The sequence below is a fragment of the Winogradskya consettensis genome (assembly GCF_018332715.1).
GTDB classification, from domain to species: domain Bacteria; phylum Actinomycetota; class Actinomycetes; order Mycobacteriales; family Micromonosporaceae; genus Actinoplanes; species Actinoplanes consettensis.
This window is the reverse complement of record NZ_BOQP01000021.1, coordinates 125,093-151,784: the sequence shown is the minus strand read 5'-3', so window position 1 is coordinate 151,784 and position 26,692 is coordinate 125,093. Positions and strand designations below refer to the sequence as shown.

Here is a 26,692-nt window from a genome sequence, read left to right as displayed (position 1 = left end):
AGCCGGCTCCCCTTTGCGGGGCCGCCATCGCCCGGGGTGTCACTGTCGGACCGGCCGTTGTCCAGCCGCCTTCTTCAACTGGCCGCCTTCGACCAGGGCGCCGATCCCTGATCGCGTCCTCGCTGGTCAGTTTCGTCAAGGCGAAGACGGCCGGCCGGCAGCATGGTGGCGTCGTCCAGGCTCGCTACCCCGTTGAAGCCCAGCGCCGCGTACCGGGCCTCGAACTTGTCCGCGGCCCGGTAGAAGCAGGCGACCTTCCCGTCCTGGGCTGGGCACCTTCCGTCCGGGGCTACGCGGCATCCCGTGCTGGAGCTTCGGCGCGAGACCCGACGCGTTGGCCTCGATCAGCGGTGAGAATCGCCAGGTCAGCGGGCGATCAGGCCCCGGCAACTCCGCGATCTTGGCGAGCTCACGGGTTTATGTCATCCGTTTCTTCTTCCGCGCGGCGGCATCTCCCCGTACACCGTCGCGCCCCTCAGGGAACAACTTCCTCCTGTGCCGAGCGTGAGCGGGGTGCGCGCTTCTTCGTCGCGGCACGATCCTCACCCGTGGAGCTTTCCGCTCTTGCCAGCCCTCTCGTCAACGGTTGCGCGCATCACATCACAGCGAACTCCTTGGCAAACGGAACTGGGTTCCGTATGTTCGTTAACGGAACAAGGATCCGCTTGTTCATGATGCCACGCTCCGGAGGAGAAACCCATGACCGTCCCGACCCCGATCCTTTCGCTCGCCCCGGTGACGCTGCCTGCGCCCGAGCGCGGGGACGACCTGCAGGTACGCATCTCGGCGCCGGCCACCGGCGACCAGCTCCCGATCATCGTTTTCTCGCACGGCTTCAGTCAGTCGATGAATTCCTATGCGCCCTTGGTCGACTTCTGGACGGCCAGCGGATTCGCGGTGTTCCAGCCCACCCACCTCGACTCCCGGACCCTGAACGTCACCCCGGCCGACCCCCGTTACCCGAACATCTGGCGTACCCGCGTCGAGGACCTGACCCGCATCCTGGACAACCTCGAGGTCCTCGAAGCCGCGGTCCCCGGGCTCGCCGGCCGCCTCGATCACACCCGCATCGCCGTCGCCGGCCACTCCTGGGGAGCCCAGACGGCAAGCACGCTGCTGGGCGCGGGCGTCGTCGGCGAGGCCGACATGACCGACCCGCGGATCAAGGCAGGCGTCCTGTTCGCCATCCCCGGCACCGGCGGTGCCGACCTGAGCCCGTTCGCTGCGGAGAACTTTCCGTTCATGAGCCCCACCTTCGAGGGCCTGACCGCCCCGGCCCTGATCGTCGCCGGCGACAAGGACGACTCGCCGCTCTCGGTGCGGGGACCCGAGTGGTTCACCGATGCGTACCACCTGAGCCCGGCCCCGAAGACCCTGCTCACCCTCTTCGGCGCGGAACACAGCCTCGGCGGGCTCTCCGGATACCTCGTCACCGAGACGACCGACGAGGATCCCGCGCGGGTCGCCCTTGTCCGCGAGCTCAGCGTGAACTACCTGCGCAGCGTCCTCTACCCGGCGGATGCGCCGTTGGCCGTCGACAACTCCCCGCTGGGCACCGTCGAGTCGAAGCGCTGACATGCCACGCTTCGGGATCATGACCGCCCCGATGCAGGTCGGCTATGAGGACATCCTGCGGGTGTGGCAGGAGGCGGACGCCGTACCCCTGATCGAGCACGCCTGGCTGTTCGACCATCTGATGCCGATCGGCGGCGACCCGCTCGGCCCGGCGTACGAAGGCTGGACCCTGCTCTCCGCCCTCGCCGCCCAGACCCGCCGCCTGCGCCTCGGCCTCCTCGTCACCAGCAACCGCTTCCGCCCGCCGGCCATGCTCGCCAAGATCGCCGCTACGGTCGACGTCGTCTCCGGCGGCCGCCTCGACTTCGGCATCGGCGCCGGCTCCCGCCCCGACCACCCCCTCGCCCGCCGCGAGTACGAAGCCCACGGCCTGCCCTTCCACGACTTCGCGCACTCCATGGGCAGCCTCGCCGAGGCCTGCACCGTCATCCGCCAGCTGTGGACGTCACCCGAGCCGTTCGACTTCGACGGCGAGTTCGTCCAGCTGACCGGCGCCTACTGCAACCCCAAACCGCTCCAGCATCCCTACCCGCCGATCGTCATCGGCGGTCGCTCCTCCGCCCTGCTCCGTGTGGTCGCCCGCCACGCGGACATCTGGAACATCCCCGGAGGCAACATGCCGGACGTCATCGCCCGCAGCGCCCTGCTCGACCGCTACTGCGCCGAGATCGGCCGCGACCCCGCGGACATCACCCGCTCGATCCACCTGGGAGTCTCCTACACCGACCCCGCACCCACCCGCGCCGCGATCCGCGCGGCAACGGACGCCGGCTTCCACCACATCGTCCTCGGCCTCCCGGCGCCCTATCCGGAGGGCGTCGCCCAGTGGGTGGCCAACGAGCTCGTCATTTCTTCGTAGACCGCCCTCCTTGAACCGGCCCCTGCCCTCGGCCGGTCGTCCCTCCCACACGCGGTTCTCGTGCGGCCGGCTTCTTGCGCTCGGCTTCTCTTGTGAATCAGGTTTGCCTGCGTCGCCCGGGGTTTCGGGGGGATCGAGGCTTTCTGTCACACCCCGGCAGTAGCCTCTCGCCCGTGGATGGGACAACTCCGGGGCAGCGGGCCGCGCTCGATCATGTGCTGGCGGTGGTGGACGGGTCGTGGCTGGCCGGGGTGCTGGTGCTCCGGGGCAGCGTGACCATGCCGGCGTGGGTGGGGGACCGGGCGCGGCCGCCGGGCGATATCGACTGGATGGTCCGGCCGATGGAGTTCGTGTCGCGTGACGATCTCGACCCGTACCCCTACGTGTCCAAGGTGGATCCGGTGCGCCACTGGCCCGAGGTGGCGCACGGTGTCCGCTGCGAGATCTGGGAGAGCGAGGACCTCGACACCGGCGGGCATCGCCCGAGGGTGCCACCGGAAGGTCTGCGCTGGATCTCCGACACCGATGCCGACGGATACGAACTCAGCCGGCCGCACAACGCCCTGCTCGAGCAGCTGACGTCACGGCCCGAGACCGGCGACGGGGTGCGGCTCCACCCCGACAAGGCCGAACGCGACGGAAGCTGGGGCTATACCGAGTACGCCGAAGGCTCAGGCGTGCGGATCCACATCCCCTGGCAGTCACGATCCGGCGAATCGGGCAGCGTCCAGGTCGACTTCGCCTACGACGAACGCCTGCCGGAACCCCCTGTGCTGACAGCCGTGCCCCGCGCGGCCGGCCAGCGGCCTCTCGGCCTGTGGACCGCGAGCCGTGAGCTGTCACTGGCCTGGAAACTTCACTGGCTCCACGCGGATCAGGCCGCAACCGGTTCCTCCGCAGCGAAAGACCTCTATGACGCGGTACAGCTCGCCGAAATCCAGGGCATCCGGCTGCCATGCAGCCTTCGCCGCACGCTGACCGTTACCCCGGACGACATCCTCACCTGGACCATCGCGGGTGGTGGTGGCGATGCCGGACCCTTGCTGGTCCGGCTGGCTGAGGCGGTGCGATCGATGTCCGCCCGATGAGACCGCCGCCTCTTCTGGTGGTGGAGCGGGCTTCCCATGCTCGCAGCCCGAGCCTGTCCTCTTTGTAGTTGTCAACGGTTTGCGGCGGCCTGCGGGGTCAGGGGCGGGCGGTCGGTGTCAGAGGCGGTTGTAGCGGTAGCGGGACCAGAGGTAGCCGATGAGGGCCAGGGCTGCGCACCAGGCTGTGGCTGCCAGGAGGTGGGTGCCGGGGGAGTAACCGGTCAGGAGGGAGCGGACGGTTTCCATGATGGGGGTGAAGGGCTGGTATTCGGCGAACTGGCGCAGACCGGTGGGCATGGTGTCGGTGGGGACGAAGCCGCTGCCGAGGAAGGGGAGCAGGGTCAGGGGCATGGGGGTGTTGCTGGCTTCCTCGACTGTTTTGGCGGAGAGGCCGAGGGCGACGGCGAGCCAGGTGAAGGCGAAGCAGACCATGGCCAGGACGGCGATGACGCCGAGCCACGCGGCGGGGTTCGCGGTGGGGCGGTAACCGATGGCGAGGGCGACGGCCAGGACGATCACGAGGCTGGCGAAGGTCTGGATGATGCTGCCGAGGACGTGACCGGTGAGGATCGAGACCCGGGCGATCGGCATGGTACGGAAGCGTGCTGCGATGCCTTCGGTGATGTCCGACGCCACCGAGACCGAGGTTCCCGTGGTGGCGCCGCCGATGGTGAGCATGAGGATGCCGGGGACCACGAACGCCAGGTAGTCGGCTCTCGTGCCACCGAGCCCGGCGCCGAGTGTGGCGCCGAAGACGTAGACGAACAGCAGCAGGAAGATGATCGGGGCGCCGGCGAGGAAGACCGACATCTGTGGGTAGCGCAGGGTGTGCCTGAGGTTGCGGCGCAGCATCGTGTTCGAGTCGCGCACGGCGTAGGCGAGGGTTGTCATCGCGGTGCTCCCGTTGCGGTGAGGGCCAGGAAGACGTCGTCGAGGTCGGGGGTGTGCACGGCTAGGCCTTCGAGCTCCACGCCGGCGGCGTCGAGGGTGGCCAGCAGTGCCCGCAGCGACGGGACGCTGCCGTCGCCGGGGACGTTGAGGGTCGTCTGGTCGCCGGGTGGGGTCAGGCCGAGTGCGCGGGCTGCGGTGTGGGTGCCGGCCGGCTCGGCGAAGGTGAGGGTGACGTGGCCGCCCGGGACGAGACGTTTGAGCTCGGCCGGGGTCCCCGAGGCGACGATGCGGCCATGGTGCAGCACGTCTATCTTGTCCGCCAGGTGGTCGGCCTCCTCGAGATACTGCGTGGTGAGGAAGATGGTCACCCCGCCGGCGGCCAGGCCGCGGATCGTCTCCCACATCGCGCGGCGGCCGCGGGGATCGAGGCCGGTGGTCGGCTCGTCGAGGAAGACGACCCGCGGGGTGGCGACCAGGCCCATCGCGATGTCGAGGCGTCGCCGCATGCCACCGGAGTAGGTCGCGGCCGCGCGGCGGGCCGCGGCGGTCAGGTCGAACAGCTCGAGCAGCTCGGCAGCGCGTTTGCGGCCCGGGCGGCGGCCGAGGTGCAGCAGGTCGGCGATGAGGATGAGATTCTCCTCGCCGGTGAGCAGCGCGTCGACGGCGGCGAACTGACCCGTCACCCCGATCGCCGCCCGCACGGCGTCGGGTTCGGTGAGCGGGTCGGCGCCGTCGATGCGGATCGAGCCCGCGTCCGGGCGGATCAGGGTGGTCAGGATGTTGACCGTGGTGGTCTTGCCGGCGCCGTTGGGGCCGAGCAGAGCGAAGATCGCACCGGTGGGCACGTCCAGGTCGACACCCTCGAGGACAGCGGTCCCGCCGTAGGCCTTGTGCACGCCGGTCGCGCTGATCATTCTGCCCCCGCCCCGGTTGCCGCCGCGGCGCGGAAGACCTCGATGCTGCCGAACGACGTGCGGGCCTTGAGCTCGACACGGCCCTCACCGGGCTCGGGGGCGCCGGACTCTGCCAGCTCGCTGGACACCTTGCCGAAAGTGGTGTTGAGGTCGAGGTAGACGGCCGTGCCCCGGGCGACCCCGACCCGCAACGAGCCGGCGGCGGTCTTGACGGAGACGCTGCCGTGGCTGACCTCGTCGACGCGGATGCTGCCGCTGGCGGTCGACGCGTTCACGTCCGCGGCGGCCGACCCGACGACGATGTCGCCGTTGGCGTTGGCGACCCGGAGGTTTCCGGCGACCCGGCTGATGCGGGTGGCACCGTTGGAATTCTTGACCACCGCGTTGCCGCGGATCTCGATCACGTCGACGGTGCCGGAGGCGGTGGTGATCCGGACGTCGCCGTTCGCGCGGTCCACGACGACCTCACCGGCCGCCGTGGTCAGATCGAGGGTGCCGGTGCGCTCCAGGCGCACGTCGCCGGCTGCGGTCTTGATGTAGGTGGTGCCGAGCTCGCCGGTGCTGTGGACCGCGCCGAGGGCGGACGTGAGGTGCATTCCGGAGCCGGTGGGCAGGGCGATGTCGATGTCGACCGAGCCCGGCTTGCCGAGCACGCCCAGCATGCCGATGCCGCGGGCCTTGGGGGTGCGGATCAGCAGGTGGCCGTCGCTGAACTCGACGCGGGTCTGCTCGGCGGCCTGCACGTCACGCTCGGAGGCGGGGTTGCTCGGGCGCACGTCGACGACGGTGTCGGGGCGGTCGCTCGCGGCGAGCCGCACGTCGCCGACGGACATCTCGAGCGTCGCTCGGATCGGCTGCGGGGTGTCGAAGGAAGGCATCAGTCGTCCTTTCGGTGTGGTCATCGGGCCCAGCCGGTGATGCGCTGCCCGGAGAGGGGGGCGCGAGAGGTCTGTGGTCGGGAGGGTTGCTGAACAGCGGCGGTGGCGGCGCGCACGAGCCATGCGTTGACCGAGAGGCCCTCACGCGCGGCGGCCTCCTCGATGCGGCCCTTGAGCTGCTCGGACAGGCGGAAGTTGATCCGGGAGACCGACCCGTCGTCGGGCTCCGGCGCCGGTGGCGCCATGGTGGCATCATCCGGCACCATTGCGGGGCCATGCGTGTCGTGGAGCGGCAGGTTGACGACGAAGTCGGGATCACCCGAGCGCCATCGCACATCGACCGAGCCGGGGGCGATGTCACGGGTGATCTCGTCGGCGGCGGTCCCGAGGGCATCAAGGATGACCAGCCGGAAAGCCGATTCCAGTGGTGAGGTGAGTCGGTCGGCGAGAGCCCGGGCGTCGGGTCCGCCCAGATCGGCGGCGTTGGCGAGCTCTTCCCGGAGCCGGGCGACGTAGGGGTTGAGGTCCATGGCGCCATTATGGCATCATGGTGGCGCCACAAGCAAGCAGTTGAAGGGCCCGGTCATCGGTTGAAGAGCTGGGTCATGGGTTGGAGGGCTGGGTCATGGGTTGGAGGGCTGGGTCATCGGTTCAAGCGATCTGTCATCCAGGTGACGACCTGTATCAGCGGCGAAGATCCCTTGCTCTACCTCATCGCACCCACCGGTGACGAAACACGGGAGGACCGGTATGCAACGCAACCCTGAACGCCTCGCCGCACGCGGACCCATCGACACCGCGAACGGCTTCCCCCGCTGGTACAAGGACGGCGGCGGGCGGCGCCTCGAGCTCGCCACCGACCCGCGCGACCCGAACACCCAGGCCATGGGTGACCTGCCCGATCCCTTGGCACCGGTGAGCTTCCCCGGCAACTTCCCCGACGAGGCTTTCTACTTCCTCGCCGAGGCGGAGATGCCGGTCGGTGGCCAGCCGCGCCCGGGCCGTGCGCGGCTGGTGCTCGCCCTCGAGGCCGCGTTCGCCGGGACCGGCGCCGTCGCGGACGGGCAGCAGCAGGTCTTCGCCCGCGTCCGGGTGCGCCTCGACGGCGGCATTCCCGGCGCTGCGTACACGTTCACTCATCCTTATGGCCGGACCGACCCGCTGCCGGCCGACGAGAACGGCCGGGTCTTCGTCACCGAGGACACCGGCGCCGGGGCCGGCCTGTTCGATCTGCTGGTCACCGACGGCGAGGTCGCGCCCTTCCTGCGGTGGAGCGCCGACGCGCCACCGGGATACCTCGGCGACGGCGTCACCGGGCACACGATCGCCGGCAGCCCGCTCGGCTTCAACTTCTTCACCGTCGAGGGCCCGCAGGTCGGCGGTGCCGGGGCGGCCCCCGACCCCACCGATCCGGCCAACCTCGACAAGATCTTCACCGACGTCTTCACCGTGCAGGGCCGCATCTCCACCCTGACGGGAGTCGAGGCGGCCCGGGCCGTTTACACCCGGTCGTCCGGCAGCGTGGTGATCGATGTCTTCGCGCAGAGCGAGCCCGGCCAGACCCTGCTCGCCGCGGGCACGACGCTGACCACCACCGGCACGGATTACCACACGCGGGCGGAGGTCACGACGGTTCCGGCCGTAGTGGAGGTGGTCAACGCCACAGACCTGCCGCCGACGACCGCTACCGCGACGGTCGCCGACGCGGTCACCGTGCTCGTCGCCGACTACGACACCGCGCAGAACCAGCTCACCGTCGAGGCGCAGTCGAGCGACCTGGACGACCCGCCCACGCTCACGGTGACCGGCATCGGCCTGTTGACCGCGGGCAAGCAGGTCTTCGAGCTCGATGCGCCGCCGGCAAGCGTGGAGGTCACCTCCTCGCACGGTGGCTCGCACAGCCGGCACGTGCTGGTCTCCGGCCCCGCCTCGGCCCCCGACCCGGTCCGGGCCGCGGCCGGCCAGGACCGGGTCGTCGCAGCGGGCGACATCATCACGCTCGACGCGAGCGCCAGCACCGGCGCCGGGATCACCTTCACCTGGACCCAGATCGACGGTGCCCCGGTCGTGCTGACCGGTGACACGACGGCACGCGCCACCTTCGAGGCGCCCGCCGGTGGGGCTTTCGAGTTCGAGGTCACCGTCCAGAACGCGGGGGCGGTCGACACCGATGCCGTCTCGATCCAGGTCGAGCCCGCCGGCCCGGTCACCGACACCCTGCAGCCCACCCTCGTCGAGTTCCGGACCAACTCCGGACGATGGCGTATCGAGGGCACGGCCACCGCGCCACTGCCCGACCGCATCACGGTCGCTCTCGACGGTGTGGAGGTCGGCAGCGGTCCGGTCGACGCGCTGCACGAGTGGGACATCCGTCGCACCGTCGTGCCCGGTGAGCCTGGGGTGACCCCGGCGGCCGGCGCGAGCGTCGAGATCACCTCCAGCCGCGGCGGTCAGGTGACCGCTCCCGTCACGATCCGGAACTGAGAAGGGGACAGGGCCATGAGCTATTCGCTGACAGGTGTCTTCACGGAGGCCTGCGACTGCACGCTGGTCTGCCCCTGCTGGCTCGACGACGCCCCCGACGAGGACCACTGCACCGGCCTGTTCGCCTGGCAGATCGACGACGGCGCGCGGATCGACGGTGTCGGCGTGGGCAGCCTGAGCGTCGTCAGCGTCTCCACCCACAGTGGCGGGCGCCGGGCCGGCACCACGAGTACGGCGATCTTCGTCTCCGCGGCCGCTACCGGCGAGCAGTTCGCGCTGCTGACCGAGGCGTTCAGCGGGCGGCTCGACGGGCCCCTGGCAGACCTCGCCGACGTCAGCGGCGCTGTCCTGACCACGGCCCGCGCCAGGATCGAGGTCACCGCCGACGCCGCCGGCTGGCACATCTACGTCGGACTGCCCCAGAAGCCGGCCATGACGGGGACGGGGCTGGTCGAGGTCACCGGCTCGGCTGCGTTCTTCCTCGACGAGGACGAGCCACTCACCCTCACCAACACCGCGCTCGGCAAGGAACTGGGCAGTGGCGCAGTGGTGGCGCACCGCACCGACGCCCTTGCCGTGCGGGTTCCGGCTCTGCCCGGCGCGTACCTCGATGTCCGGGGTCGTTCGGCGATGCGCGGCCGCTTTCAGTATTCCCAGGTCCGCATGAGGGTCCCGGAATGACGATCACAGCGACGCGGAGTCAGACCGGCCGCACGCTCACCGGGGGAGTAGTGGCTCTCGGCGCGGCGGGCTGGGTGGTGATGGCCGCCCAGCATCAGGGCGGTCACCACCACCCCGCGGCGACCCTCACCGGCTGGGTGGTGATGGTCGTGGCGATGATGCTGCCGACCGCACTCCCGCTGTTCGAGCTGCTGCGCCGGTTCAACCAGGGGATCTGGCTCGCGATGAGCGTCTATGTCGGCGTCTGGACGGCCGCGGGGGCCGTCCTGGTGTCGCTCAACCTCGCCCTCAGCGGCCGGCTGGAGAGCTGGACCTGGACCTGGGAGCATCCGCACGCCCCGCTGGGGGCCGCGCTGATGATCGCCGGGGCCTACCAGTTCAGTTCCTGGAAGGACCGATGCCTGACCGCCTGCCGGAGCCCCCGCGGGATCGCCATGCTGCATTGGCGCGGCGTCCGCCCGGCATGGCAGGAGGCCGCCGTCGTCTCCGGCGTCTATGCGGCCTCGTGCGTCGGGTGCTGCTGGCTGCTGATGGGTACCGGTCTGCTGACCGGAGCCGGTTCGCTGGCGGCGATGGCCGTGCTCGCCGCGGTGATGGCGGCCGAGCGGCTGACCCGCCACGGCCGGCTGCTGGTCCGGCCGGCGGGCGCGGCCGCCGTGATCATCGGTGCCTCCCTGCTGCTCGGCGCGAGCTGAAACGGCGCGATCCGAAGAGGCGCGATCCGAAGAGGCGCGAGCTGAAACGGCGCGATCCGAAGAGGCGTGGGCTGAAACGGTGCGGGCTGAAACGGTGCGGGCTGAAACGGTGCGGGCTGAAACGGTGCGGGCTGAAACGGTGCGGGCTGAAACGGTGCGGGCTGAAATGGCGCGAGCTGAAATGGCGTGAGCTGAAACGGCGCGCGCGAAATGGCGTGAGCTGAAACGGCGTGAGCTGAAACGGCGCGATCTGGAACAAGACGCCGCGACGGAAGCAGCGATTTGAAACTGCGGTCCCGGACACCAGGAGATCGACATGTCTGACCTGAACTATGACGTCATAGCGATGCAATTCCCGATCGTCTACACCAACGACGGCGATCACGACCGGGACGGACTGCTGTTCACGCTGCGCGCGTACGAGCCGCTGCTCCGGTTTGCCCGGGACCGCTGGGAGGACGACGACGGGTTTCTGCCGCGGATGCACGAGCGTGCACAGTGGATGCAGCTTGTCGTCGACGGGCTCTGGCGCCATGAGCGGATGCTGGAGCGCCCGGCTCCGGCGACCCCGGCGGCGACGCAGAATTTCCGGGCCACGGCGGACGAGGTCGGGGCGGCCCTCGACCGGCTCACCGGCGGGCTGATCACCCGGATCGATCCCGACCCGGCCGTCCGGGCGAGCTGGGCCGAGCTGTATCGCGACGCGCTCGCCAGCACTCGGGCCATGATCGGGGAGCGGCTCGCGAAGCTGGAGGCCGGGGACCACGTGGAGTTCCAGCGGCTGGCACACGAGAGCGGCCTCAGTGTGAAGCGGGTGCGGCGGCTGCTGCTCAACGATCACCGGGAGGATGTTGCCGGGCTCGCGGAGAGGACTCCGGCTTACGACAGGTTCAACCCGCTGCGGCCGATCCCGGTGGTGCGCCCGCTGGTGCTCCGCGCGTCGCTGGGCCAGCACGTCGACGTGCGCTTCGAGAACCAGGTGCGGGACCGGGCCGTGGGCATGCATCTGCAGGGTGATCTCAGCGGGTCGGTCCAGGAGAACGACGGCGCGGCCGTGGGCCGCAACAACCCTTCGACGGTACGCCCGGACGAGCGCCGGACCTACCGCTGGCACGCGAGCCGCGAGGGTGTGTGGCCGGTCAACGATCTCGGTGACGTCCGCGGCACCGAGCAGGGCACGAACATGCACGGCCTGTTCGGCGCGTTCGTCGTCGAGCCGGCCGGGGCGACGTGGACCGACCCGGAGACCGGCGAACTGCTCACCGGCACGCACTACGCCGACGGGCCCTACGTCGACGTCGTCATGCCCGGCGACGTCGTGACCGACGACTACATCGACCTGCACGTCGACGGTGACCCGCACAGCCATCGCGAGTTCACCGTGTTCCTCCACGACGAGCCCGAGGTGCACAGCGGTCAGCATCTGGTCGGCGAGCACACCGTCATGCCTTTGTCGTACCGGGCCGAGCCCATGCCCAACCGGCTGCCGCACAAGATGCGGCGCTACGCCGAGCAGACCCTCCACCGGCCGCTCCCGCCCGTGGGCGAGGTCGACTTCTCCGCGGTGCGCATCGAGATCGACGAGGAGCTGACCGAGGTCTTCCACATCGGGCGTACGCACGACGGGGAATTTCTGGAGATCGTCGCGGGGGAGGAGCAGCACCACAGCTCGTGGCTGTTCAACGATCCGGTGACGCCGATCTTCCGGGCGTACAAGGGTGATCCGGCCAGGGTGCGGCTGGTGCACGCCGGGGTCAAGGAGACCCATGTGTTCCACCTGCACGTGCACCAGTGGCGAGGCGATCCGCGTGACGGCGCGCAGCCCGGCGAGGCACGGGGGTCGCAACTGCTGGATTCGATCACGATCGGCCCGCAGACCGGGGTGACGATCGACCCGCTCTACGGCTCGGGCAGCCGCCAGCGCGCCCCGGGCGACGTGATCTGGCACTGTCACCTGTACCCGCACTTCCACCACGGGATGTGGGGACTGTGGCGCAGCTTCGACCGGCTCGTGGACGGGATCGCCGTCACCGCGTACCCGGATGGGACTCCTGTGCACCCGCTCAGGCCGCTGCCGGGCCGGGAGCCCGACCCCCGCGATGATCTCCACCCGGGTTTCCCGTGGTTCATGGACGCGACGTTCCCGCGCAAGTCCCCGCCGCCGCCCGCGATCGTCCCGGAATTCCTCGGTGGACGCCGGCGTCTGCTGGGCATGCCGTTGCACTCGGCGAAGGAGCTGGCCGCGTTCGCGCCCGGGGCGGTGGCGAACCCGCGGCCGGGTGCGTTGTTCGTGGATCTCGACGGTGACGCCGCCGTCTGGAACGCCCGCGCCGGGCTGCCCGCGCCCCGCGTGATCAGCTACGACGTGCGGGTCAGCGCCGACGAGGTGACCTACAACAACCGGGGGTGGAAGGACGCGAACGGTCACCATTACCAGATCGTGCGGGTGGCGGTGGACGGCGAGGAGCAGGAGCCGCCGGCGGAGCGGATCGAGGCGTTCTACCCGCGTGCCAACCACGGTGACGTCGTCGAGCTGCGGATGATCAACGACCTGACGCCGATTCCCGCCGACGCGTTCGACCTGCCGACACCGCCCGTGGAATGCGGCCTGCACGTGCACCTGGTGAAGTTCGACGTGCTCGCCGCGGACGGCTCGTCGACCGGTTTCAACTATCTGTCCGGTGCGAGCTGCCGTGCGGCTGTCGCCGCCGTGCCGGACGACGCGGGCAGCCTGCCGGTCAACGCCGGTCTGCACCGCTGGGTGGTCGACGAGGAGTTCGGGCCGTGCTTCTTCCATGACCACCTGCTGGCCAACTACCGGCAGAAACACGGGCTGTTCGCGGCCCTGATCGCCGAACCGCACGGGTCACGGTGGCTGCTGCCCGACCAGGAGACGATCGCGTGGTCCGGGCCCCAGGCCGTGGTGCTGCCGCCGGTGGACAGCGGCATCGCGCCCTACCGCGAGGCGTGCCTGGCCGTGGCTGATTTCGTGCCGCTGGTCGACGAGCACGGCGAGCCGCTCAACCCGCCCGGCGAGCTCAGCGGTGACGACGATCCCGGGACGATGGCGGTGAACTTCCGGTCCAGCCCGCTGACGTTCCGTGGCGACGACCCCTCGCAGTGGTTCAGCAGCAGTGGCACTCCCGGCCTCCCGGCCGAGGAGGAGGAAGAAGATCCGGAAGAAGAGGGCGCGGAGACGGCAGAAGCAGCGGCGGAGGTGGTGGTGACCGGGGACCCGGAGACAGAGCTCATCCGTACGTACGCGGGGGAGCGGCTCCGGATCCGGCTGATCCAGGGCTCCCACGAGGAGCAGCACAGCTTCGTCACCCACGGGCTGCGCTGGCGCCGCGAGTGGCACGACGAGCGCTCGGTGCTGGTCAACCAGCAGACGATCGGCATCTCCGAGGCGTTCACGCTGGAGCTGGACGACTACGGCACCGGCGATCACCTGTGGCACTTCGCGGCCATGGACGACCTGTGGCTCGGCTGCTGGGGGCTGGTCCGCGCGCTGACCCCGCACCCGTCCACCCTGCTCGAACTGCCGAGGCTGCCCGGCGCTGCCCGGGACGGCACGCTGCCGGCCAGGCCGACCGGGGGGACCGGGGTGCGCGAGTACGTCGTGCGGGCCCGGCGGGTCGAGCACGAGTACGACGGTCGCCACCTGACCGACCCTTGGGGGCTCGTCTACGAGGAGGCCGACGGGTGGGAGAGCGACGAGGACGGGTTCCGGCGCGCGGTGGGCGTACGAGTGACGAAGGAGCCTTTGATCTTGCGGGCCCGGCGGGGTGAATGGGTGAAGGTGACGCTGATCAACGAGGTGATCGGCGAGGACGGGCCGCTTCTGCCCGACTTCGGTGTGGAGCCCGAACCGCCGCGGCTGCCGCTCGACGAGCAGCAGCGGACGGTGTCGCCACGGGTCTCGTTGCATCCGGCGTTGCTGCGGTACGACGTGGTCAGCGACGACGGTGCCTTCGTGGGGGACAACCATGACGGCACGGTGGCGTCGCGTCCGCCGGGCGACGGGCAGCACGGGGCGCAACCCGCCGACCCCGAGGCGCCGGGACGGGTCGTCCTGCGTGACCGGACAGCGCGCCACGACCATCGCGCGGAGAACTGGCGGACCTACTGGTGGTGGGCGGATGACGAGCTCGCGCCGGCGTCGCACACGCAAGGCCCAGGACAGGTCTGCTACCTGCAGGACATGGCCGATGTGCGCAACCACCGCCATCACGGGCTGATCGGTGCCCTCGTCGTCGAGCCTGGCGATGTGACGCCGACCGACCCTCACACCGGGCTGGAACGCTGGACCGGGGGCAACGTCCTGCTCCGTGACCGGCACGGCCGGGTGGTCGCCAACGAGCAGGTGCTGCTGGTGCAGGACGGGCTGCGGCACTTCGTGGGCGGCAACCCCGACCTCCCGGTGCGCGACATCGTGCCCGACGACGACCCGGAGGACTCGGGCCAGAAGGGCGTCAGTTACGGCTCGGCGCTCGCCCACCCGCGTGACGTGCTGTCCCGCCAGGAGCCGCCCACCCCGATCTGGCATGCCGAAGTGGGGCAGACGTTGTGGTTGCGGGTGGTGGGCGCTTGCGACAAGCCCCGCAACCACACGTTCACGGTGCACGGCATGGCCTGGGAGGTGGCGCCGGGCCTGGCCGAGGGGTCGTTCTCCGGGCTCACCGCGGGGGTTGCCCGGACGCTGGTGATGAGAGCGCGGCATCGCGGGGATCATGCCTACCGCTCGGGGGCGTTCCGCTGGGCCGTGGAGAACGGGGTGTGGGGCATCATCCGGGTGCGGTGACCTGCGCCGCCCGAGGCCGGTCCGGGTGGGCGCCGGGCTTGCTGGGGCGGCTGTGTTCTCTAGGCCGGCTTCGTTGAATCCGGCTGGGTGGTGGGCGCCGGCGTCGTCGGGACTGGCTGTGTGGTGGGCGCCGGCTCCGCTAGGACCGGCTGTGTGTGGTGGGCATCGAGCATGCCGGACCGGGATGTACGGGGGTGGTGGCGGTGGACGTGGTGGCGGCGGATGTGGTCGCGGTGGGGGTGGCTTCGTTGCGGGCGTCGGTGCGGAGGGCGTTGGTGATGGTGGCGCTGCCGAGGGTTGCCAGGGTGGCGATGGCGGCGAAGACGGGGCGGGTTCCGGTGAGTTGCAGGGCGGGGCCTGCCGCTGTGTAGCCGACGAAGGCGGCGAGGTTCTCCGTGTTGGCCACTGCGGTCATGGCGTGCGGTCGGAGTGGGGCCGGGGTGCGCAGGGTGACCCGGGTGTTGAACGTCGCGCCGAGGACGGGGATGGCCAGGCCGGTGAGGAACAGGGCGGTTGCCAGCAGGAGGGTGTTGCCGGTGAGCAGGAGCCACAGCGGGGCGCACAGCAGTACCGCGGCGCCGGTGAGGGCCTTGGTGCGCATCCGGCTGAGTGCGGTGACCGCTATCAGGCTGCCGGTGGCGAGGCCTGCGCCGTTGGCGGCGGTGAGTAGGCCGAGGGTGCGGGGATCCCCGCCGAGGTCGTGCAGGACGAGGACCGGCAGGCAGATGAAGATGGCCGGGATCGAGAGCGACACGAGGGTGAGGGAGAGGACGAAGAGCCGCAGGGACGGGTGTGCCGTCACGTGTCGCAGCCCCGCCAGCACTGACGTCTTCGGCTCGTGCGCGGGCGGGGTGGTGCTTGCCGGCGGGCGGACGAACAGCAGCAGGATGACGAAGGAGACGAGGTAGGTGGCAGCGTCGATCCAGAGGACCTGGGCCGCGCCGAGCAGGGCGATCAGCAGGCCGCCGAGAGCGGGGCCGGCGAGGGCGGCGATCCGGGTCGCGGCGTCAACGAGGCTGTTGGCGCGGGCGAGCAGGGCCTCATCGATGCCTGCGGCGTTGAGCAGGGGTTCGCTGGTGCCGTGCAGCGGGTTGGGGGTGGCGAGCAGCGGGTCGGGGGTGGCGTGCAGGGGTTCGCTGGTGCCGTGCAGTGGGTCGGGGGTGGCGAGTAGGGGGTCGGGGGTGGCGAGTAGTTCGGGCAGGATCAGGCGCTGCGAGGAGACGTAGGCGGTGGTGAAGGCGCCCAGGCCGAAGGAGACCGCGAGCAGGGCCGGGAGGGTCAGCCAGCCGAGCAGGTGCAGGAGTGGGACCAGGGCCATCAGTGGGGCGCGGGCCGCGTCGCAGATCAGCATGGTGCGCCGTACGCCGAGGCGGGCGACGACTTTGCCGCTGGGGAGGCCCAGCAGGGCGACGCCGAGGAATTCGACGGTGAGGACGAGGCTCATGCGTACCGGGGAGCCGGTGGTGACGAGGACGAACCAGGGCAGGGCCAGCAGGGTGAGCCAGGAGCCGAAGGTGGAGATGAGTTTGGCGGTGAAGAGTGCTAGGAGTCCGGGCGTACGCATCATGCGGGTTGGTCCTCGGGGACCGGGACGGCGTACCCGAAGAAGGCGACCTGGCGGGCGGTCTCCTGGCGTGGGCGGCCGGGGTCTGTGTAGGACTGGATGACCGCCTTGATGCGCTCGGTGGCCTCGACCAGTTCGGCGGGGGTGAGGTAGCCGATGTCCTCGCCGACCCAGGCGGCTTCCTGCCAGTCGGGGGCGAAGGTGGACTCATGGCGCTGGTAGGCCTCGAGGACGGCGAGGCGGTGGGCGACGAACTGTTCTCGCAGGGCGCGGGAGGCGGCGGCGAATTCGGGAGAGCCGTCGCCGGTTGCCGACCAGGTGATGCCGCGGCTGGTGGCACGCCAGGGGCGTTCGCGGCCGTGGGCGAGGTCGGGGGCGGGTTCGACGAGGCCCCATTTTGCCAGTTGGGCGACGTGGTAACTGACCGAGGCGGTGGATTCGCCGGTGCGGCCGGCCAGGGCCCGCCCGGAGGCGGGCCCGTCGACCGTGAGCAGTTCCAGCAGCTTGAGGCGGATCGGGTGGGCGAGCGCGCGCAGCGCCTGAGGGTCGGTGATCTCTCTCCGCATCTAGCCAAGGTATCTTGGCCAAGAAGTCTTGGCTAGAGTGGGAGGCGAGCGGGGCGTCAGTAGCCGATCTGGAACGTCGCGTCCTGCTTGTCGGTGGTGGCCGAGCTGCTCGTGATCGGGTCGATGCGCAGGACGTAGTTGGAATGCCGCAGGTAGCGGTCCGGGTAGTTGTAGGAGCGGAAAGAGGTCCAGGTCGAGTCCGCGAAGCCGGCGCTCCGGTAGAACGTGGCGTCGGCGTTGAAGGTGCTGCTGCCGTCGTTGGCGTTGAGGACCATCGCGTACGCGGAGTGGCGCAGGTACATCGTCGGGAAGTTGACCGAGCGAAAGGAGATGCCCGCCGGGTCCGCCAGGCCCGGGACGATCGTCCATTGCTGATCCTGGTACGGGTCGAACGGGTACGGGTCGATGCGCCCGACGTTGCTCGCGTGCCGCAGGTAGCGGTCCGGGAAGTTGTAGGACTTGATCCTGTTCCAGGCCGGGGTGCCCCAGGTGCCGGTCAGGCCGGAGAGCTCGGCGGCAGTGATCGGCGTGATGCCCAGGTGCTTGGAGTTCAGTGGCTGAGTGTACGCCCGGTCGTTGAGCAGCGTCCACGAACCGGAGGCGATGTCGCTCGTCTGCCAGCAGAAGAACCGGCCGTTGGGGCTCCACGTGTCGCCCCACATGTACCAGGTGTTCGCGGTGTTCGACTTCACGATCTGGGGTGCCTCGACGCCGCGGCCCGGGGTGATCGCCGAGGTGTAGACGCTGAAGGAGCCCGGGTTCAGGCTGCTGGAGCGCGTACCCAGGAGAGTGCTGTTGGTGTTGTTCTTGTAGTACATGTAGTTGACGCCGCCGACGGTGACGAAGGTGCCGTCGATCGCGTCGTAACCTGGATCGTAGAAGGTCTGTGGTGCCGCGGCGGTGACGAAATCGCTGGTGTAGTTGCTCAGCAGGACGTTGTGGCCGCCGACGACGGCGGAGTACACGACCGCGTACTGGCCACGGGACGCGTCCCAGTAGGCCTCGGGCGCCCAGGCGTGCGTGGCCAGCGAGTGCACCTTGAGCAGCCGGTAGTTGCGGAAGGACCGCAGGTCGGTGGAGTCCCAGACGTGCAGGTACTGGCTCTGGTAGGACCAGTCCGTGCCGTTGAGGTCGGTGGCCAGCACCACGAAGGTGCCGTCCTGCTTGCGCAGGATGAAAGGATCACGCAGGCCGAGGCTGCCCTGGGTCGGGGTGGCGACCGGCTTGTTCTGGTTCAGCGGGGTCCATTTCAGGCCGTCGGAGCTCACTGCCAGGTGCAGGCCGTAGTTCGCGCCACTCATGGTGGGTGACTCGGTGAAATAAGCCATCACGTACGCCGTGAAGGTCGCGGCCTGCGCTGCTCCCGGGCCTGCGAGGGCTCCGGCGGCCGCCCCGCCGGCCAGGGTCAGGAATCCGCGGCGCCTCATTTCGCGATCGCCGTTCCGTGGCGGCAGCCGGAGCAGGTGACCGCGCTCAGGCCGGTCCACGTGTTCAGGTCGGTGCTGGTCGCCGTCCAGACGCCGCCGTTGGTGTACTTGTCGACGTAGATGCGCCAGCTGCCGTTGTCCAGGCGTACCAGGGAGGGACCCTCGTATCCGGAGGCCCAGAGGGTGCCCTTGTTGACCCAGCCCTCGGTGAGGTTGGCGGTCGTGGTCCAGTGCTCGATGTATTTCGTGGTCTCGTTCTTGGTGAACGCGTGCCACGTGCTGCCGGACTTCACGACGAACGTGTCGATGTGGTTGGTGCCGAGGCCCCACATCTGCGCGGGGCCGCTCCACGAGGTCAGCGCGGTGTTCTGTGCGGTGTAGACGTAGGGCCGGAAGCAGGCCGTGCAGGTCGTCGCGCCGACGCTGGCGATGATCTTCACGCCGCCGTCGCCGACGTAGAACTCGGGGGCCCAGGTGTACTGCGTGTTCGCGATGCCGGAGTTGATGGTCGCGATATTGGTCCAGGTGCTGAGATTCGTGCTGGAGGCGATGGCGAAGTACGTCGAGTTCGTCGTCCAGGACTGCACGGTGTAGGCCGCGTAGTACTTGCCGTTGTACTTCAGGATGCTCGGGTCGCGCAGTACGCCGGTCGGGCCGCGGAAATTGGTGTCCACGAGGGTGCTGTAACTCGTGCCGCCGTTCGTCGACTGGTAGATCCACAGTTCCTCGTCGGCGGCCGCGTCACCCTTGAACGTCGCGTAGACGAGCGTGGTCGCGGCCGCCGCCGGCAGGGGCCCGGCGAGGCCGCCCACGAGCACGGCGAACAGGCCGGTCAGGGCCATGATCCAGCGTAACCTTCGTGATCCGGGCATGGTGCCTCCACATTCCACGGCATTGATTGGTGACTATGTGATCGTTAACATCACCACCGATGGGGAAGCGCCGATCGGTGTTGCGGCGAAGTTTCTGAATGATTGCGCTAACATTGCCACCTGTCAATGGCTGATCCGCGGGGAGTCAGCGGTGCCGGCTGATGGTGAAGCAGATGGTCAGTAGAGGCCGGCGAGCAGCGCCGCGGTGGCGAGATCGGCGGCGCCGTCCGCCTCGCGGTCGTGGTGGGTGCGCCAGAGGGCCGATTCGACCTTGCGGGCGGCGGCCCAGGCCGCGATGCGGGAGCGGTCCAGATCCAGTTCGGCGGCGAGCAAGGCGATCCGGTCGCGCAGGGTTCGTGCCGGGTCCGCAGTGGCGTACGGGTCGGCGATCTGGTTGAGCAGGGGTGCCACGTCGTAGGCGGGGTCGCCGATCAACGGTTTGGGATCTATCGCCACCCAGCCGTCGCCCGACGACAGGATGTTGCCGGGGTTGAAGTCGCCGTGCAGGACCACCTCGCGAGGGGCTGAGGCGGGCAGGTCGTGCAGGAGACGGGCGCCCTCCGCGACCAGGCCCGGATCGTACGCCGGCCGGAGCCGGGTCATCCGCTCGGTGACCAGGTCGCCCCAGTCGCCGGCCACGTCCACGAGCGACTCGATCGTCGCCGGGTCGGCGGGGAGCGCCGCGCGGTTCTCGGGGACGCCCGCCGTCCACAGTTTGCGCAGGACACCCGCGCCGATGCGCAAGGCGTCGGCCGGCGCCATGATCCGGGCGCCGAGTTGCTCGCCTGGCAGGCACTGCTCGAGGACCAGGGCGTGGCGTGCCGGGTCGTGACGGAAGAGCCGGACGGCGCCGTGGCCGTCCCAGAGGCGCAGCGCGGCGGGCTCCGCGTACATCTCGCGGTGGGGCCAGCCGATCTTCAGGATGACCGCGGTGCCGTCGGCGAGGGTGGCGGGCGCGACCCAGCTGCACGAGCCGCCGCGCAGGGGTGGGCCCAGGACCAGGCCGAAGGCGTCCGAGACCTCGTCGATCAGCTGAGGCAGGGCGGCGAGCCAGCGTCTGCCGTCCCGGGTACGCGACAACTCCCGCACGACGGGAAGATCGCCGGGGACGGCGCTCACCATGCGACGGGGGCGTAGTCCTTGAGGAAACAGCCGTACAGATCCTCGCCCGCCTCGCCACGCACGATCGGGTCGTACACCCGGGCCGCGCCGTCGACCAGGTCGAGCGGGGCGTGGAAGCCCTCGTCGGCCAGGCGCATCTTCGTCGGGTGCGGGCGCTCGTCGGTGATCCAGCCGGTGTCCACGCTGGTCATCAGGATGCCGTCGGTGAACATGTCGTCGGCGCTGGTGCGGGTCAGCATGTTCAGCGACGCCTTGGCCATGTTGGTGTGCGGATGCCCGGCACCCTTGTAGCCGCGGTTGAAGATGCCCTCCATCGCGGACACGTTGACCACGTAGCGGCGCGGGAAACTCGACTTCGTCATCGCCTCGCGCAGCCGGCTGACGAGGATGAACGGCGCGGTCACGTTGCAGAGCTGCACCTCGAGCAGCTCCAATGCGCCGACCTCGTGGACCTTGTCGCTCCAGCTGTTGGTCGGGGCGAGATCGGGCACCAGGCCGCCGGCGTCGATCGCGGTCAGCGCCGCCACCCGCTCGGCGGTGGCGGAACCACCGGTGAGAGCGAGCGCCGTCAACGCGTGCGGCGCGAACGTGGCGGTGGAAGCGGGCCCGCCGAGCATGCCGGGATGCTCCGCGTCGGTGCCGGTCAGCGACAGGGGGTGCGCGTCCGCCGAGTGGCCGCCGCCGAGGTATTCGAGGTCGGGCAGCGGGCCCTCCGGCAACGGCGCCGACTCTGCTGCCGCGATCGCGGCGTAGGAGCCGGAGGAGCGGCGTACGGTCTGGGCAGCGTTGTTGATCAGGATGTCGAGCGGTCCCCGGGCGGCGACCGAGTCGGCGAGCGCGACCACCTGGGCGGGGTCACGCAGGTCGAGGCCGATCACCCGCAGCCGGTGCAGCCAGTCCGCGCTGTCGGGCATGGCCGAGAACCGGCGCACCGCGTCATGCGGGAACCGCGTGGTGATGGTGGTGTGCGCACCGTCGCGCAGCAGCCGCAGCGCGATGTACATGCCGATCTTGGCCCGGCCACCCGTGAGCAGCGCGCTGCGGCCGGTCAGGTCGGTGCGGGCGTCCCGGCGGGCCCTGTTCTTCGCCGCGCAGGCCGGGCAGAGCTGGTGGTAGAACCGGTCGACCTCGACGTAGCGCTGCTTGCAGATGTAGCAACCCCGGGGCTGGCGCAGCACGCCCGCGGTCTGCGCCTCGGTGGCGGTGGCCAGCGGCAACCCGGCGGTCTCGTCGTCGATCCGCGACGGCGCCCCGGTCGCGGTCGCCGCGGTGACGGCGTTGTCATGCGCGAGGATCGCGTCACGGCGCTCCCGGCGGCGTTGCAGTTTCGTCGTCTTGAACAGCGCGGCCGTGGCCCGGCGGACGGCGACGGCGTCGGGGTGCTCCGGCTCCAGCGCCTCGGCCTCGGCGATCACCGCGATGCACAGCGCGAGCCGCTCCGGATCGATGCCCGGGGCCGGCTGTTCGTCCGAGGCGGGCCGCATGCCCGGGGCCGGCTGTGGGTCTGCGTGATGGGGGTCTGGTTGCGGTGGCGCTGACACCTGTGGTGCTGCGGCGGTCTCGTCAGCTGTCGCGGTCATCCCAGTCCCGTTTCGGTAGAAGCGGCGCACGCCGCCCGGCGGGCCACGATAACCGTTTCGGGCGCCGGGGTGCCAATGGGGCGCGCTTCCGGCGACGCGCGGCGCGGTGGGTCCGCCGGGTCTCAGGATGCCGGATCGGGGCGGGGGCGCGGGTCGGGCATGCCGGGGAGGCGGAAAACGACGGTGCTGTCGGTTTCGTCACCTCTGACCCGGCCGAGTTCGCGGGTCGTGTCGGTGCCGGCTGGGGCGCCCGTGCCGGGGGCGGCGGTGAGCTCCCAGCGTGACGGTGGTGCGTCGAGCTGCCGGGGAGCCTCGGAGGGCTGCCGGGGGGTGTTGGAGGGCTGCTGATCGAGTACGACGCGGGGGGTGCGGGGGCGTGGCGCGGACCCCGCGAACGGCATGTCGGGCATGGGAGCGGACCCCGCGCGCGGCAGCTCAGACCCCGCGCGCGGCAGCCCGGAGCCCGCGCGCGGCAGGTCAGAAGCGGCATGGGGTAGGCCGGAGGTGGCGGCGGGCAGGGTGGCTGCGGTGGATGAGAAGCCGGGGGCGGAGCCGGCGATGGGCAGGCCACCGGACGGCTGGGGCGGGTAGTCCCAGCTGGGCCGGGCGGGCAGGGCAGTGGCGTGCTGGAACGACGGGGTCAGGCCGGAGGGGGCGGCGTGCCGCCCGCCGGGAAGAACCGGCCCGGCGTCGGCGAGCCCAGCGGAAAAGGCGGGGACGGCAGGCCCAGAGGAAAGGGCAGGCCCAGCGGAAAGGGCGGAAAGGGCGGAAAGGGCGGGGCCGGCGGGAGTCGGGAGGTCGTCCGTCTCCGCCAGGCCGGCGCGTTGCTGGAGGCGTTTGAGGGGGCCGGGTGCCCACCAGGCGGCGTCGCCCATCAGGGTGAGGACGGCGGGGACCAGGAGCATGCGGACGACGGTGGCGTCGAGGAAGAGGGCGGTGATCATGCCGATGCCGACGAAGCGCATGGTGGTGACCGAGCTCAGGGCGAAGGCTCCGGTGACCACGATGAGGAGGAGGGCTGCCGCGCTGATCACCCGGCCGGTGCGGGAGAGGCCGGTGGTGATGGCTTCGGCGGTGGTGGCGCCGTGGGTGCGGGCTTCGACCATGCGGGAGAGCAGGAAGACCTCGTAGTCGGTGGAGAGGCCGAAGACGACGGCGGCCATCAGGACGACGATTCCGGCTTCCAGCGGGGCCGGGGTGACCTTCAGGAGGCCGGCACCGTGGCCGTCCTGGAAGATCCAGACGAGGACGCCGAAGGTGGCGCTGAGGCTGAGGGCGCTCATGAGAACGGCCTTGATCGGGAGCAGGACCGAGCCGAAGGCCAGGAACATCAGGATCAGGGTGGCGCCGGCGAGCAGGGCGACCATCAGGGGGAGCCGGTCGCCGATGGCGGTGAGGCTGTCGATGTTGCGGGCGGTGGTGCCACCGACCAGGAGTTCGGCGTCCAGGGGTGGGCGCAGGTCGCGGATGGCGTGGACGGCGTCGCGGGCGGTGTCGCTGAACGGGTCCGTGGCGGTGAGGGTGGCGGTCCAGGTGACCACCGCGCCGCCGGTGCCGGCGGGGGTGACCGCGGTGACGCCCGGGACCTTGGCGATGCGGGCCTCGAAGGCCGCCGCTCCTGAGGAGCTGGGGGCCGCGCCGTTCTCGCCGTGCAGGACGACGAGGACGCCGGAGCTGCTCAGGGCCGGGAAATCCGTCTTCAGGGTCTCGACCGCCTGGCGGGCCGGGTCGCCGGCGGGCAGGACGCGTTCGTCGTTCTCGCCGAAGTGGACACCGCGGACGGGGGCGGCGAGGACGAGCAAGCCCGCGAGGATCGGCAGGGCGATCAGGACCGGGCGGCGCAGGACCACGCCGGCGAGTTTCGCCCACATGGAGGAGCGGTTACGGCGCGGCAGGCGTACCGGCAGCTTGTTGATTCTGGGGCCGAGGACGGCCAGGAGGGCGGGCAGCAGGGTGAGGGACAGCAGAGCTGCGAGGGCGACGGCGGCGAGGCCACCGTAGGCGAGGGACTTGAGAAAGCCCTGGGGGAAGAGCAACAGGCCGGCGAGGGCGATCATCAGCAGCGAGGCCGAGAAGAGGACGGTACGCCCGGCGGTGGCGACCGTCCGGGAGACCGCCTCGGCGGGGGTGTGACCGGCTTCGAGCTCCTCGCGGAACCGGCCGACCATGAACAGGCCGTAGTCGATCGCCATGCCGAGGCCGAGCAGGCTGGCGACGTTCACGGCGAACGAGTTGACGTCGTGGTGGGCGGCGATCGCGTGCAGCACGCCGAGCGAGCCGAGGACCGCGCAGCCGCCGACCAGGACCGGCAGGGACGCGGCGACCAGGGAGCCGAAGAGGAACAGCAGCAGGACCAGCACGATCGGCAGGGAGATGGCCTCGGCGAAGGCGAGATCGTCGGTCGAGCGGGAGGCGGAGGCGTCCTGAAGGGGGGCACCTCCGGCCAGTTGCAGGCTGGTGCCGGGCACTCCCAGGGTGTCCGAGATGTCGCGGTAGGACGACAGTTTTGCGCCGTCGTCCTCACCGGCGAGGGTGATCACGGCGACGGCGCTGCGGCCGTCGGCGGACGCGTACTGCTTGTTGTGGCCCGGCCAGTAACCGTCCGTCTGTGACACCGCGGAACGCGGCAGGGAGCCGAGTCTCGCCTCGATGCGCTTGCCGAGCGTGGCGTCGTCGATGGTGCCGGTGAGCGGCCGGTAGACGGCGATCAGGTCGCCGCCGCGGGCGCCGAGCTCCTGCCGGACGGCGTCGGCCGCGCGGCTCGACTCGGCGCCGGGGTCGTTGTAGCCGCCCTCGGAGAGCTGGCCGAACACGCCGAGGCCCCACACCCCGGCGGCCGTGACCGCGACGATCGCGGTGGCCAGCACCGACCAGCGCAGTCGCGCCACCCATGAACCCCACCCGGCGAACACCGTGCCCCCTTTACCGCAGCGTTGCCGCTTCCAGGGCCACGCCGCCGCAGTCGTCGTCGAACGACGCGTCTGTGATCCAGCTGAGGTTGATCTTGCCGTTCTTCGGTGCCTTGTAGGTGATCACGAACGCGGTGGTCGCCAGATTGTTGCTTTGCTCGGTGAACGTGGACGTCGCGGAGGCGCCGCCGACCGAGAGCTTCGCGGTGAGCTTGCCGCGGGCGCCGCGGGCACCGGCGTAGATCTTCAGGGTGCGCGTCGACGTGGTCGCCGGGGCGGAGATCGTGAAGCCGTTGCCCTTGTCGCAGGTGCGGATGCCGGTCGGGGTGCCGTCGGAGTGGTCCACCGGGGCGCCGCCGGTCCAGCTGAACCGCTGCGGGCTGAGCCCGTGCCGGAACCGGGGCGCGGTGGGGGCACCCTCGAGGATCTGGAAGGCGCCGTCGGACTTGCGTTCCAGCGAGAACGTGCTCTGCTCACCCCAGTGCACCCAGTCGCGGCTGCCCTCGGCGGTCAGGTCGACGTTGCGCGAGATCCCGGTGCGGGCGATGCTGACCGACCCGGGGGACTCGCTGGGCCGCTCCTTGCGCGACGGCTGCGTGGTGCGGCTCGCCGACGGGCTGGGCGAGGAGGGCGGCGGCGACGGGGACGGGGAGGCGGAGTCGCTGGCCAGCGGGATCGGGAACTGGTTGCCCGGGGTCGCCGGGAATTCGCCGAGCGCGGGAGGCTGCACGGGTGCCACGGCCGCGGGCTCGTCGTTACGGATCGAGCGGCTCACGATGAAGCCGATCGCGACCACGACCAGCACCCCGGCGAGGATCACCGCGGCGGGCAGGAGCCACTCGGAGTGACGCCTGGACCGAGCCTCGAGCAGTTCCGGGGGTACGGCATTACGGCGCCCACCGGCCCGAAAGTTGTATCCACCCCCGGGCTGTGGCTGGCGACCTGTCGTACGGCCGTCGTCCGGCAACCGAACCCTCCCGGTGAAAAAGCGCTACGCCGAGCGTTGCTGTTGGCTGGGCCGGTACACCGTCTCACCTTCCGTGAGTGATGCAATAGAGCGAAATGAGTAACCGCGGCGGTTCCGGCGGGGGTCTTGTCCGTAAGGCGAGTACCGTGTCCGAAGTTTCCGGGGTGTTCCGATCCGACAGGAGAATCCAGAACACAATGAGTGTCCAGGACAAGACCGCCAGCAAGCGTCGTGGCCAGGCGCTCACGGGCGCACTCGCCGGAGTGGCCGTGATCGTGGTGCTGGTCGCCGTCTTCATCGGCATCCAGGTGTCCGACGACGACAAGACGACAAGCGCCGCCGCGCCTGCTGCCTCGGCTCCCGTGGCCGAGGCGCCCAGCGAAGCGGCACCGCAGGCTACTGAGCCCGCGCCGCAGGCCAGTGCCCCGCCGCAGGCCGCAGTGGACCCCGCGCTCCAGCAGAAGCCCGTGGTCAAGGCGGGCACCGGTGGCCGGCTCACCAAGCTCGTCGTCACGCCGATCATCGTGGGCAAGGGCCCGGCCGTGGCAGCCGGGCAGACCATCCAGGCCAACTACATCGGGGTGACCTACGCCAACGGCAAGCAGTTCGACTCGTCCTGGGACCGCGGCGAGGCGGCGGTCTTCCCGGTCGGTGCCGGTCAGCTGATCAAGGGCTGGGACCAGGGCCTGGTCGGGGTGCCGGTGGGCAGCCGCGTGCAGCTCGACATCCCCGCCGAGCTCGGCTACGGCGAGAACCCGACCGGTGGTCAGCCGGCCGGTGACCTGCGCTTCGTCGTGGACATCCTCGCAGCGCAGTAAG

21 protein-coding genes are annotated in these 26,692 nt (G+C 70.5%); 9 read left to right on the top strand and 12 right to left on the bottom strand.

Features of this window, described 5'->3' with window-relative positions; genetic code table 11:
• Positions 1 to 699 precede the first annotated feature (699 nt).
• The 3 genes from Aco04nite_RS20870 (at position 700) to Aco04nite_RS20860 (ending at position 3,522) form a co-directional block, all read left to right on the top strand.
• A complete protein-coding gene (locus tag Aco04nite_RS20870) occupies positions 700 to 1,575 on the top strand; it encodes an alpha/beta hydrolase family protein (protein WP_212998920.1) in 876 nt (291 codons plus the stop codon).
• A gap of 19 nt (positions 1,576 to 1,594) precedes the next feature.
• Positions 1,595 to 2,434 carry an LLM class flavin-dependent oxidoreductase gene (locus tag Aco04nite_RS20865; RefSeq protein ID WP_244876158.1) on the top strand — a complete coding sequence of 280 codons (840 nt, stop codon included), beginning with the start codon at positions 1,595 to 1,597 and terminating at the stop codon, positions 2,432 to 2,434.
• A gap of 173 nt (positions 2,435 to 2,607) precedes the next feature.
• Positions 2,608 to 3,522: a nucleotidyl transferase AbiEii/AbiGii toxin family protein gene (locus Aco04nite_RS20860; protein ID WP_212998918.1), complete on the top strand. Its 915-nt coding sequence runs from the start codon at positions 2,608 to 2,610 to the stop codon at positions 3,520 to 3,522.
• Between the two features lie 117 nt (positions 3,523 to 3,639).
• Here the strand turns inward: Aco04nite_RS20860 and Aco04nite_RS20855 are convergent, their stop codons facing one another.
• The 4 genes from Aco04nite_RS20855 to Aco04nite_RS20840 are packed head-to-tail and all read right to left on the bottom strand — an operon-like array spanning position 3,640 to position 6,735.
• Positions 3,640 to 4,413, bottom strand: a complete 774-nt coding sequence (locus Aco04nite_RS20855; RefSeq protein WP_212998917.1) for an ABC transporter permease — start codon at positions 4,411 to 4,413, stop codon at positions 3,640 to 3,642.
• Positions 4,410 to 5,327 carry an ATP-binding cassette domain-containing protein gene (locus Aco04nite_RS20850; protein ID WP_212998916.1) on the bottom strand — a complete coding sequence of 306 codons (918 nt, stop codon included), beginning with the start codon at positions 5,325 to 5,327 and terminating at the stop codon, positions 4,410 to 4,412. The genes Aco04nite_RS20855 and Aco04nite_RS20850 overlap by 4 nt, the downstream gene beginning before the upstream one ends.
• The gene (locus Aco04nite_RS20845; RefSeq protein ID WP_212998915.1) at positions 5,324 to 6,205 is read right to left on the bottom strand and encodes a DUF4097 family beta strand repeat-containing protein; all 882 of its coding nucleotides are present in this window, start codon (positions 6,203 to 6,205) and stop codon (positions 5,324 to 5,326) included. Before Aco04nite_RS20845 ends, Aco04nite_RS20850 begins: the two co-directional genes overlap by 4 nt.
• A gap of 20 nt (positions 6,206 to 6,225) precedes the next feature.
• Positions 6,226 to 6,735 (bottom strand): toxin-antitoxin system HicB family antitoxin, encoded by a 510-nt coding sequence (locus Aco04nite_RS20840; protein WP_212998914.1) that lies wholly within the window; start codon positions 6,733 to 6,735, stop codon positions 6,226 to 6,228.
• A 220-nt stretch (positions 6,736 to 6,955) separates the two neighbouring features.
• Here Aco04nite_RS20840 and Aco04nite_RS20835 point away from each other — a divergent pair, with 220 nt between their 5' ends.
• From Aco04nite_RS20835 to Aco04nite_RS20820, 4 genes are all read left to right on the top strand, one after another.
• On the top strand, positions 6,956 to 8,689 hold the full coding sequence (locus Aco04nite_RS20835; RefSeq protein WP_212998913.1) for a PKD domain-containing protein: 1,734 nt from the start codon (positions 6,956 to 6,958) through the stop codon (positions 8,687 to 8,689).
• A gap of 15 nt (positions 8,690 to 8,704) precedes the next feature.
• Entirely contained in the window at positions 8,705 to 9,370 is a 666-nt protein-coding gene (locus tag Aco04nite_RS20830; protein ID WP_212998912.1) for a DUF1326 domain-containing protein, read from the top strand.
• Positions 9,367 to 10,065 carry a DUF2182 domain-containing protein gene (locus Aco04nite_RS20825; RefSeq protein WP_212998911.1) on the top strand — a complete coding sequence of 233 codons (699 nt, stop codon included), beginning with the start codon at positions 9,367 to 9,369 and terminating at the stop codon, positions 10,063 to 10,065. The genes Aco04nite_RS20830 and Aco04nite_RS20825 overlap by 4 nt, the downstream gene beginning before the upstream one ends.
• A 316-nt stretch (positions 10,066 to 10,381) precedes the next feature.
• Entirely contained in the window at positions 10,382 to 14,866 is a 4,485-nt protein-coding gene (locus Aco04nite_RS20820) for a multicopper oxidase domain-containing protein (RefSeq protein WP_212998910.1), read from the top strand.
• A 139-nt stretch (positions 14,867 to 15,005) separates the two neighbouring features.
• On the opposite strand, the gene Aco04nite_RS20815 is transcribed toward Aco04nite_RS20820, so the two are convergent.
• From Aco04nite_RS20815 to Aco04nite_RS20800, 4 genes are read right to left on the bottom strand one after another with little or no spacing between them, the layout of a single operon-like run.
• Complete coding sequence (locus tag Aco04nite_RS20815; protein ID WP_212998909.1) at positions 15,006 to 16,433, bottom strand: MFS transporter; 1,428 nt, start codon at positions 16,431 to 16,433, stop codon at positions 15,006 to 15,008.
• Positions 16,430 to 16,996 (bottom strand): ArsR/SmtB family transcription factor, encoded by a 567-nt coding sequence (locus Aco04nite_RS20810; protein WP_212998908.1) that lies wholly within the window; start codon positions 16,994 to 16,996, stop codon positions 16,430 to 16,432. The genes Aco04nite_RS20815 and Aco04nite_RS20810 overlap by 4 nt, the downstream gene beginning before the upstream one ends.
• Positions 16,997 to 17,052: 56 nt before the next feature.
• Positions 17,053 to 18,423 carry a glycoside hydrolase family 43 protein gene (locus Aco04nite_RS20805; protein ID WP_212998907.1) on the bottom strand — a complete coding sequence of 457 codons (1,371 nt, stop codon included), beginning with the start codon at positions 18,421 to 18,423 and terminating at the stop codon, positions 17,053 to 17,055.
• Positions 18,420 to 19,265, bottom strand: coding sequence for a family 43 glycosylhydrolase (locus tag Aco04nite_RS20800; RefSeq protein ID WP_244876157.1), 846 nt, complete (start codon positions 19,263 to 19,265; stop codon positions 18,420 to 18,422). Before Aco04nite_RS20800 ends, Aco04nite_RS20805 begins: the two co-directional genes overlap by 4 nt.
• On the opposite strand from Aco04nite_RS20800, the gene Aco04nite_RS20795 reads away from it, so the two are divergent.
• Positions 19,264 to 19,479 (top strand): hypothetical protein, encoded by a 216-nt coding sequence (locus Aco04nite_RS20795; protein WP_212998906.1) that lies wholly within the window; start codon positions 19,264 to 19,266, stop codon positions 19,477 to 19,479. The genes Aco04nite_RS20800 and Aco04nite_RS20795 overlap by 2 nt on opposite strands.
• On the opposite strand, the gene Aco04nite_RS20790 is transcribed toward Aco04nite_RS20795, so the two are convergent.
• From Aco04nite_RS20790 to Aco04nite_RS20775, 4 genes are all read right to left on the bottom strand, one after another.
• Entirely contained in the window at positions 19,473 to 20,417 is a 945-nt protein-coding gene (locus tag Aco04nite_RS20790; protein WP_244876156.1) for an aminoglycoside phosphotransferase family protein, read from the bottom strand. The genes Aco04nite_RS20795 and Aco04nite_RS20790 overlap by 7 nt on opposite strands.
• Positions 20,411 to 21,901 (bottom strand): SDR family NAD(P)-dependent oxidoreductase, encoded by a 1,491-nt coding sequence (locus Aco04nite_RS20785; RefSeq protein ID WP_244876155.1) that lies wholly within the window; start codon positions 21,899 to 21,901, stop codon positions 20,411 to 20,413. The genes Aco04nite_RS20790 and Aco04nite_RS20785 overlap by 7 nt, the downstream gene beginning before the upstream one ends.
• A 218-nt stretch (positions 21,902 to 22,119) precedes the next feature.
• Positions 22,120 to 24,885, bottom strand: coding sequence for an MMPL family transporter (locus Aco04nite_RS20780; protein WP_212998904.1), 2,766 nt, complete (start codon positions 24,883 to 24,885; stop codon positions 22,120 to 22,122).
• 34 nt (positions 24,886 to 24,919) lie between these two features.
• Entirely contained in the window at positions 24,920 to 25,873 is a 954-nt protein-coding gene (locus tag Aco04nite_RS20775; protein WP_212998903.1) for a hypothetical protein, read from the bottom strand.
• Between the two features lie 197 nt (positions 25,874 to 26,070).
• Here Aco04nite_RS20775 and Aco04nite_RS20770 point away from each other — a divergent pair, with 197 nt between their 5' ends.
• Positions 26,071 to 26,691 (top strand): FKBP-type peptidyl-prolyl cis-trans isomerase, encoded by a 621-nt coding sequence (locus tag Aco04nite_RS20770; RefSeq protein WP_212998902.1) that lies wholly within the window; start codon positions 26,071 to 26,073, stop codon positions 26,689 to 26,691.
• Position 26,692 lies beyond the last annotated feature (1 nt).